Annotated in this window: 1 protein-coding gene; it reads right to left on the reverse strand. The window is 56.7% G+C overall.

Features of this window, described 5'->3' with window-relative positions; translation table 11 throughout:
- Positions 1-117 precede the first annotated feature (117 nt).
- Complete coding sequence (locus ABWI03_RS34165) at positions 118-540, reverse strand: serine hydrolase (RefSeq protein WP_166814103.1); 423 nt, start codon at positions 538-540, stop codon at positions 118-120.
- Positions 541-1,075 lie beyond the last annotated feature (535 nt).

Here is a 1,075-nt window from a genome sequence, read left to right on the forward strand (position 1 = left end):
TAGGCACTACCGATCCAGGCTTCGCCTACTCGGCAACCCACGGCAACTTGCAAGCGAGTCCCCGGCCCGAAACGGGCCGACCCTCATACCGTCTAGACATACAATTCGACGAGAACGTCATCGACGAGCAGCTTCGCATAATTGACCGACAGCCATCCCGGTGTCCAGGTGCTGCTTCGTGATGGGCGCATAAGACTGAAGATCATCCGCCGTGTAATAAACGACGGCATCCAAATATTCCAGCGGATTCTGGCTCAATACCGCTGCGACAGCAAGGGTTTTGAATGTGGAACAGAACGCGAAACGCTCGTCAGCTCGATACTCGACCATCCCTCCCGTTCTCGGATTGGCCGCATATACACCCAAGCGGGCATCGTATTTGTCTTCGAGATCAGCCAGGAGGTGGGCTCGATCCTCTTCGCTTGCCGTTGACGTTTGAGAACTTGTCGTCGAAGGATTCTTCGCTGAACAACCGGCAAGCGGTACCAGCACCGCTGCGCCCAATAGCGTCCGACGCGTAACACCGCGAAACATCGTCATTCTCGCCTCTCTTGGCTATAGAAATACAGGTTGGTGAAAATGTGGATCGGCAGGGCAGGAAGCCCCGACTGGTCCGACGGCGACCCGATTGGAAAAGTGGGTCTTATCGGTCAATATCCAAGGGGTGCAGGAAGTGTCCGGCGATATCGAGTGCAGGGTTCAACCAGCCCATTCTCTGTTTCATACCGCTGTGTATGGCACTGGCTGTCAGTCCGTTGGGGATGTTTGTGTCCGGCTGACCCGGGACGTCGCTAACCCGTGCATCCCCCGAGGGCGTTCAGCTTCCGTAGCTGGTGGAGCCACTCGACGATCCGGTGATCCCACAGAAGAAACTGAAGAAATCACTCGACCCGGATGTGCTTGCGGACTCGCTGCCGAACGCACCGGCGCTACCACTGTCACTTCCACTACTCGCACTGCCGCTCGATCCTGTGCCGCAGCGGGAGTGTCCGATTAACGGTGGATCCGACCTTGATGTCGGTTAGTTACCGTTCAGGGTGATGCGTCCTTCGAAGGTGATCGCAAACGCATTGAG

It is taken from the genome of Rhodococcus baikonurensis (genome assembly GCF_040489275.1).
Lineage (GTDB): Bacteria > Actinomycetota > Actinomycetes > Mycobacteriales > Mycobacteriaceae > Rhodococcus_F > Rhodococcus_F baikonurensis.